7 protein-coding genes are annotated in these 8,148 nt (G+C 74.3%); 1 reads left to right on the top strand and 6 read right to left on the bottom strand.

From position 1 onward, the window contains the following. Positions 1-7 precede the first annotated feature (7 nt). On the top strand, positions 8-1,765 hold the full coding sequence (locus ACFVS0_RS20370) for an ABC transporter substrate-binding protein (protein ID WP_430588979.1): 1,758 nt from the start codon (positions 8-10) through the stop codon (positions 1,763-1,765). 95 nt (positions 1,766-1,860) lie between these two features. On the opposite strand, the gene ACFVS0_RS20375 is transcribed toward ACFVS0_RS20370, so the two are convergent. From ACFVS0_RS20375 to ACFVS0_RS20400, 6 genes are all read right to left on the bottom strand, one after another. Continuing rightward, positions 1,861-2,508, bottom strand: a complete 648-nt coding sequence (locus ACFVS0_RS20375) for a DUF624 domain-containing protein (protein ID WP_430564831.1) — start codon at positions 2,506-2,508, stop codon at positions 1,861-1,863. Next, positions 2,505-5,045: a glycoside hydrolase family 3 C-terminal domain-containing protein gene (locus tag ACFVS0_RS20380; protein WP_430588980.1), complete on the bottom strand. Its 2,541-nt coding sequence runs from the start codon at positions 5,043-5,045 to the stop codon at positions 2,505-2,507. The genes ACFVS0_RS20375 and ACFVS0_RS20380 overlap by 4 nt, the downstream gene beginning before the upstream one ends. Positions 5,046-5,229: 184 nt before the next feature. Next, a complete protein-coding gene (locus tag ACFVS0_RS20385) occupies positions 5,230-6,513 on the bottom strand; it encodes an N-acetylglucosamine-6-phosphate deacetylase (protein ID WP_430588981.1) in 1,284 nt (427 codons plus the stop codon). A 61-nt stretch (positions 6,514-6,574) separates the two neighbouring features. Beyond that, on the bottom strand, positions 6,575-7,270 hold the full coding sequence (gene nucS, locus ACFVS0_RS20390; protein WP_430552470.1) for an endonuclease NucS: 696 nt from the start codon (positions 7,268-7,270) through the stop codon (positions 6,575-6,577). A 63-nt stretch (positions 7,271-7,333) separates the two neighbouring features. After that, a complete protein-coding gene (locus ACFVS0_RS20395; protein ID WP_429735124.1) occupies positions 7,334-7,753 on the bottom strand; it encodes a DUF2550 domain-containing protein in 420 nt (139 codons plus the stop codon). Positions 7,754-7,764: 11 nt separating this feature from the next. Then, positions 7,765-8,049, bottom strand: coding sequence for a F0F1 ATP synthase subunit epsilon (locus ACFVS0_RS20400; RefSeq protein ID WP_430552471.1), 285 nt, complete (start codon positions 8,047-8,049; stop codon positions 7,765-7,767). Positions 8,050-8,148: the final 99 nt, after the last annotated feature.

Here is an 8,148-nt window from a genome sequence, read left to right on the forward strand (position 1 = left end):
GGGTGTCATGAAACTCAGGAAATCGGTCGCCATGGTGGTGGCCCCGCTGGTCGGGGTGCTGTCGCTCGCGGCCTGCTCGCCCGGCGGGTCGGACGACGACTCGACCACCACCGCGAGCCTCGACCAGGACTGGTCCAAGGCGGACCCGATCACCGTCGACGTCTACGACGGCCTCGCCAACTACATGGGGACCCAGGGCGGCTGGTTCGGGAAGATCGTCAAGGACAAGTTCAACATGGAGCTCAACATCATCGCTCCCAACGTCGCGGGCGGCGGTGACACCCTCTACAACACCCGCGTCTCGGGCGGCGAGCTGGGTGATCTCGTCGTGGTCGACAAGGGTCAGCAGATGGACGAGCTCGTGGAGGGCGGCCTCCTCCTGGACGCCGCCGACTACTACGGGTCGATGAAGAACGTCGCGCAGTTCGACCCGGCGGTCCAGCACCTCAACGAGGGCAAGGAGGGCGTCTACGGCTTCCCGACCTCCGTGTCGAGCCTCAAGCCGACCGAGCCGTCCGAGGGCCTCGAGCCCACGTTCGGCCCCTACCTGCGGTGGGACCTGTACGGCGAGGCCGGCTACCCGGAGATCGGGACGCTCGAGGACCTCCTGCCCGTCCTGAAGGACATGCAGGACGCGCAGCCCAAGGCCGACAACGGGCAGAAGGCCTACGCCATCTCCCTGTTCAAGGACTGGGACGGCAACATGATGGTCACGGCCAAGCAGCCCGCCACCCTCTACGGGTACGACGAGATGGGCTTCGTCCTGGCGAAGGCCGACGGCTCCGACTACCAGAGCATCGTCGACCCCGACTCCGAGTACGTCCGGGCCCTGAAGTTCTACTTCGACGCCAACCAGCTGGGGCTCGTCGACCCGGAGTCCACCACCCAGAACTACGACACCATGTTCACCAAGTACCAGAACGGGCAGGTGCTGCTCTCCTGGTGGCCGTGGCTCGGGCAGTCGGCCTACAACACCGACGAGAACATGGGCGCCGGCAAGGGCTTCGAGCTCGCGCCGCTGCAGGACCAGCAGGTCTTCTCCTACGGGGCCGAGGTGTACGGCGGCAAGCAGATCCTCGGGATCGGCTCGGGCGCCGAGGACCCGGCCCGCCTGGCGGCGTTCATCGACTGGCTGTACTCGCCCGAGGGCGTCAACATGAACGCGTCGCAGACCGGCGCGGCCGCGGGGCCGGAGGGCCTCACGTGGGAGCTGGGCGAGGACGGCGAGCCGGCGCTCACCGACTTCGGCACGAAGGTCTTCCGCGAGGGCGGCGCCGACGTGCCGGCCGAGTGGGGCGGCGGCGCGTACACGGACGGCGTCTCGACGCTCAACGTGTCGACCGTCCTGCCCAAGGACGTGAACCCGGAGACCGAGGCCCCGTACAACTACACGTTCTGGCCCAGCTACCAGGAGCAGGTCGCGAACCCGCTGACCGAGGACTGGAGCGCCCGGATGGGTGACGCCACCTCGACGATGGAGTACCTGCAGGCCAACGACCAGCTCGTCGTCGCGCCAGGCTCGAGCTTCACCGCCCCGACGGACGACTCCGAGGTGGAGGCGATCCGCAGCCAGGTCAAGGCCGCCATCATCGAGCACTCCTGGAAGATGGTCTTCGCCAAGAGCGACGCCGAGTTCGACTCGCTCCTGGCAGACATGCAGAAGACCGTCGAGGGCCTCGGCTACGCCAAGGTGCTCGAGTTCGACATGGCGAACGCCAAGGCGCAGAACGACGCCCGCGTGGCGGTCGCCAAGGAGTTCGGGTGACGGCCCCGCGGCGGTGACCGGTCACCGGTAGCCGCACGGCGAAGGGCTCGGGCGTGGCGCCCGAGCCCTTCGTCGTCCCCGGCGGGGTGCCGGGATCACTGCCCGGAGTGCGGGCTCACCGGTTCGAGCTCCGACGGGTCCGCCTGGCGGCGACGGAAGACGCCGTGCAGCACGAAGGCGCAGACGTACGCACCGAACGAGAACCCGATCGTCGCTCCCAGGAAGAGCGTCTGCGGTGCCACCAGCGCCAGGCAGGCCGGACCCACCGGGACCAGCACCAGCAGCAGGGTGCGCGCCGGCTCGACGAGCGGCAGCAGCAGCGCGTTGCGCAGCGTCCGCCGCAGCGGCGCGTCGAACCAGGCGACCAGCGCGAGCGCGTACAGCAGCGCCGCCAGCAGGTAGCAGGCGCCGAGCAGCGCGAGCGCCCCGGCGACGGCGCTGAGCACGCTCGGCAGCGAGAGCCAGAAGACCCCGCTGTACACGAGCATCGCCGCCGGCAGCCCGAGCGCCACCAGCGCCGCCGTGCCCCGCCAGGCGTTGCGCACGAGGGCGACGCCGAAACCGCGCACCAGGTGCCCACGCTCGTCGTCGGCGTACCGCAGCGTCACCTCGAGGAGCGCGCTGGTGGCGGCGCCGATCGTCACGAGCGGCAGGCAGGCCAGGAGGTACAGGACGTTGAGGACCACGAACAGGACGAACGTGGTGATGCCCTGAGCCGTGCGGCCCTCCGGGTCGATCCTCACCGTGCCCGTCCCCCGACCGACCCGTCGTCCGCCGTCGGGGCCTGCACCGTGAGGCGCCGCCGCGCGGGGAGGTCGACGCTCGACGGCCCGGCCGCCAGGACGTACTCCCCCGGCTGGACGCGGAGCGCGCCGTCGAGCGGCCCGCCGCCGGGGCGCGCCTCCCAGACGGCGAGGCGGGCGACGTCGACCGGGACGTCCACGACGGCCTCCTGGCCGGGCGCGAGGCGCACCCGCCGGTACCCCAGCAGCAGGCGGACCGGGGTGGCGGTCCCCACCGCCTCGGCGCCCAGCGAGTAGACCTGCACCAGCTCCTCGGCGGGCCGGTCGCCGGCGTTGCGCACCGTCACGCGCGCGACGAGGGCACCGGGGGCGGACGGGTCCGCGGGGTGCAGCGGCGGGTGGTCGCGGGTCGGCGCGGGCGCCACCACGGCGTCCGCCGACAGGTCGAGGCCGTCGTACGCGACGTCGCCGTACGTCAACCCGTGGCCGAACGCGAACGCCGGCACCCCGAGGTCGCCGGCGGGCAGGTGCCGGTAGGTGACCTGCTGGCGGCGGGCGTCGTAGTCGAAGAGGTCCCCCGCCTGCTCCGGCCGCGCCGGCCAGGTCTGGGCGAGGCGGCCGGTGGGCTCCACCGCACCGGTCAGCACGTCGGCGAGCCCGTGCCCGAGCTCCTGCCCGCCGTGGCTGCTCCATACCACCGTCGCCGCGTCGTCGGACCCGGGCCCGAGCACGTAGGGGTAGCTCGAGACGATCGCGAGGACGGCGCGGGGGTTCGCGTCGGCGGCCGCGCGCCAGACCTCCACGGCGGCGTCGGGCAGCCTCAGGTGGGGACGGTCCTGCGTCTCCCGGCCGTTCAGGTGCGGGTCGTTGCCGACCACCACGACGACGGCGTCGCAGCGCGCGGCGACCTCGGCCACGCGGGCGGCCCCGGACTCCAGCACCCGGGGCACGAAGCGCGCGGCGTCGTCGAGCGTCCGGCCCTCGGCGCACAGCACCCCGGTGTCCCGCTGGACCCGCACCCAGCGGCCCGAGCCGAGGTGCAGCAGCGACCACGAGCCGTCGGGGTGGACGTGGCGGCGGAAGCTCTCCTGCACCTCCCAGCCGCCCACCCGGTCCGCGTCGGCCCGCAACGGCCAGGCGGCGCCGGTCAGCAGCCGGCCGGACGCACCGGAGCGCAACGTCAGCACGCCGTCGCCCCAGTCGGTCACCGCGAGGTGCGCCGTCTTGTCGGCGGCCACCGCGTCGGCCACCACGCGGCCGCCGTCCTCGGACACCGCGACATAGCGGCCGGTCGCCGCCACGCGCAGCGCGACGAGGTCGGCCCCGGTCGCGACCTCGACCCGGTCGACGCCGCGGGCGTCGCGCAGCCCGTCGGCGGGCGTGACCGCGTACGGGGGCGTTCCCGAGTACCAGTCGGTGAGCACGTCGTCGGCGAGCGGGCCGACGACGGCCACCGACCCGGCGGCGAGCGGCAGCGTCCCGGCGTCGTTGCGCAGCACGACGACGGACCGGGCCGCGGCCTCCCGGGCCAGCCGTCGGTGCTCGGGCGGGTCGATCGTGCCGTGGGCGGCGTACGGATCCTGGTCGCCGTCCAGCTCGCCGGTCCGGATCCGCAGCTCGAGGAGCCGCAGGACGGCCCGGTCGACCTCGTCCGTGGTGAGCAGGCCGCGCTCGAGGGCCTCCTCGATCCGCTGCACCGTAGGTGCGCGATCGGCGTCGTCGTCCGTGAACGAGTCGACCCCCGCCCGCACCATCGCGGCGTTCCCCGCGGCCCGGTCGGGCGCCGCGTCCTGGAGCGTCACGAGGAAGGCGGGAGCCGCGGCGTCCGAGACCAGCGCGACGGAACCCGGCGCCCACGACCGCAGCTCGTCGAACAGCTCGCCCTGGAGGTGCGCCGGCACACCGTTCACCTGGTTGTACGACGGCATCACCGCGCCGGCGGCCCCCGTCTCGATCGGCTCCCGGAAGGCGGGCAGCTCCTCCTCGTGCAGGGTGCGCGGGTCGAGGTTCGAGCTCGTCGACGACCGGTCGGTCTCGTTGTTGTACGCGAGGAAGTGCTTGAGGGTCGGGACCGTCTTCCACACCCGCTCGTGCTCGCCCCGCAGGCCACGGCCGTACGCCGTCGCGAGGTGCGCGGTGAGGTGCGGGTCCTCCGAGTAGCCCTCCTCGTTGCGCCCCCACCCCGGGTGCCGCAGCGTGTTGACCACGGGGGCCCAGACGTTGAGGCTCACCGACGGGTCCGAGCGGTGCTTGGCCCGCACCTCGGACGCGGTCGCGTCCCCCACCCGGCGCAGCAGGTCGACGTCCCACGTCGCCGCGAGCCCCACCGGCTGCGGGAACACGGTCGCCTCCCCCAGCCAGGCGACGCCGTGCAGGGCCTCGCAGCCGGTGTGGAACGGCGCGAGCCCGAGGCGCTCGACGGCGGGCGCGTGCTGGTGGAGCATCGCGACGCGCTCGTCGTGCGACAGCCGGGACAGCAGGTCGCGGGCGCGCTCGGGCGCCGGCAGGCGGGGGTCACGGAAGGCAGGCACGTCCACGGGTCCTCCTCGGGGCGCCGCGGCGGTGCGGCTCGGGTCGCGCCTCTCTGTCGAAGCGCTTCAACAACGCTACCGACTCACCTCCCCCGAGAGCAAAGCCCTCTCGGCACGCGGGCCGACGCGCCATCGGTCGGGACGGCGCGCCGGACCGCGTGCTGGGGGGCCGGCTCTACGGGACCGGAGCTCAGCTGACCTCGACGCCCGAGCGCAGCACGCGGCGCACCCGCAGGTCGCCGTCGGCGACGACGACGTCGGCCCGCCGCCCCACGACGAGCCCGCCGACGTCGGTGAGACCCAGCACGCGCGCCGGCACCCAGGACGCGGAGCGCACCGCGTCGACGAGCGGGACGCCCGCCCCGACGGCGTCGCGCACGACGTCGACGAGGTGCGCCGTGCCGCCCGCGATCGCGCCGCCGTCCGGGTCGTCCGGGTCGGCGAGGCGGGCGACGCCGTCGCGCACGGTCACCGCCATCGGCCCCAGCTCGTAGGAGCCGTCCGCCATGCCGGCGGCCGCCATCGCGTCCGTCACGAGCACGACCTGGTCGGCCCCGACCGTCTCCACGACCGTGCGCACGGTCGCGGGTGCCAGGTGGACGCCGTCGGCGATCAGCTCCACGACGAGCTCGCCGCGGGCGGCGGCCGCAAGGCACGCGGCGATCGGCCCCGGCGCCCGGTGGTGCAGGGGGCGCATCCCGTTGAACAGGTGGGTGGCGGTCATCTCGCGCACCGGGGCCTCGCCCGCCTCGGCGGCGGCGGCGAGGGCCGCGGCCACCTCCGCGACGAGCTCCTCCGCCTGCTCCGTGGTGGCGTCGGTGTGCCCCAGCGACGGCACGACCCCCGCGGCGACCAGTGCCGCGGCCGCGCCGTCGGGCCCGACCACGCCGTCGACCTCGGGAGCCACGGTCATGGTGCGCAGATGCCCCCGCGACGCCTCGACCAGGTCGCGCACGAGGCCGGTGTCACCGGGCAGGAGGTCGTCCGGGCTCTGCGCGCCGCGCCGCTCGTGCGAGAGGAACGGACCCTCCGCGTGGATCCCCGCGATCTCGCCCGCGTCGGCGAGGTCGGCCAGGAGGGCGGCCCGGGCCAGGAGGGTCTCGCGGTCGGCCGTGACGAGGGACGCGAGCATCGTCGTGGTGCCGTGCCGGCGGTGCTCCCGCACCGCGACCAGGGCCTCGTCGGCCGTCGTCGCGTCGGGGAAGCCCACTCCGCCCCCGCCGTGGTTGTGCAGGTCCACGAGGCCGGGCAGCAGCACCGTGCCCGGCTCGGGGACGACCGCCGCGGCGACCGCGGCGGCGACCTCGGGGTCGGCGTGCTCGGCCGCCGCAGCGGGTCCCACCCAGCGCACGAGACCGTCCTCCAGGACGATCGCGCCGTCCTCGACGTCGTCCTGCGGGGTCACGACACGGCCGCGCAGCGCGACCGGCGCGCCGGGCTCGGAGACTGGGACCGTGGGAGTGGCAGCGCTCATGGGCCAATCCTGCCGCACGGCGAACGAATTGCGAAACCTTCCTGACAAACCCCCGGGGGGTTCAGAAGAGGCGCGAGTCCACGTCGTCGACGCCGCGCATCGCGTCGTAGTCGAGCACCAGGCACTCGATCCCCCGGTCCGTCGCGAGCACGCGCGCCTGCGGCTTGATCTCCTGGGCCGCGAACACCCCGCGCACGGGGGCGAGCAGCGGGTCGCGGTTGAGGAGCTCGAGGTAGCGCGTCAGCTGCTCGACGCCGTCGATGTCGCCGCGGCGCTTGAGCTCGACCGCCACGGTCGCGCCGGACGCGTCGCGGGCGAGGATGTCGACCGGCCCGATGGCCGTCATGTACTCGCGCCGCACCAGCGTGTGGCCCGCGCCGAGGTGGTGGATCTGGGCGGCCAGCAGCTCCTGCAGGTGCGCCTCGACCCCGTCCTTGACGAGGCCGGGATCGACGCCGAGGTCGTGGGCCGAGTCGTGCTCCACCTCGTGCAGCTCGATCTCGAGCCGGTCGTCGGACTTCTGGTGCTGCACCGTCCAGACCTGGGTGACGCCCCGCTCGCGCGCCTCGTCGTCGGGCTCTCCGACCGCCGTCGAGCAGGGCGGGCTCATCCAGTTGAGCGGCTTGTACGAGCCGCCGTCGGAGTGCAGCAGCACGCTGCCGTCGGCCTTGACGACAAGCAGCCGCGTGGCCAGCGGCAGGTGGGCGGTGAGCCGGCCCGTGTACCGGGCCGAGCAGCGGGCGACGACGAGACGCACGGTCCCCCTCTTCGTTCGTGGCGGGTGCTGCGGAGCGGGCGCCGCGGAGGGCGCCCCAGGACCCTACAGGACCAGGTCGCGGCGCCCCGGGGGCGCGGACTCGAGCCACGACGCCAGCCCGGCATAGGCACCGGAGGACATCAGCAGCTCGAAGTCGGTGCCGTCGTAGCGGCAGCGCACCAGCACCTGGTCGGGCTGGCCGGCCTGGTCGAGCGGGGCGCGGCCGGTGATCGAGAGCCCGTCGCGTCGCCAGACGCGCGCCGGGCGCGGGGCGAGCGACCACCCGCGCCACCAGTCGATACGGCCCACGGCGTAGTGGGCGATCCCCACCATCCACGCGGCCTGCGGGTCGTCCGCGGGCCGGGCGTGGCAGGGGAAGGAGCCGACCCTCCGGGAGAGGGTCCGCAGGCGGGAGGCGCCGGCGGCGAGCACCAGTCCGAGCGCGACGACGAGAGCCACCGCGGTCCAGACGACGTACGCCACCGGCACCTGCCTCAGCGCAGCGCCGGCTCGCGGCCGGACAGCTCCGAGACCTCGTCGACGACGATCGTCACGAGGTCGCCGTCGACGGAGACGAAGCCGCCGGTGACGTGCGCCTCGACCGCGGTCCCCTGGGCCGTCGACACCTTGACCGTGCCCGGGCGCAGCACCGCGAGGAGCGGGGCGTGGCCGGCGAGGATGCCGACCTGGCCCTCGACGGACGGGGCGCTGACCTCGCGCGCCGCGCCGGACCAGACCTTGCGGTCGGACGCGACGAGGTCCACGTTCAGCTCTGCCATCTCCATGTCCTCTTTCCGATCGTGCGGGGTTCGTCAGGCGGTCGCGGGGGGGGGGGGAGGGGGGGGTGGGGGATGGCGGGATGGGCAGTGCGGCAGCGT

Source organism: Isoptericola sp. NPDC058082, assembly GCF_042885055.1.
Taxonomy (GTDB): Bacteria; Actinomycetota; Actinomycetes; order Actinomycetales; family Cellulomonadaceae; genus Isoptericola.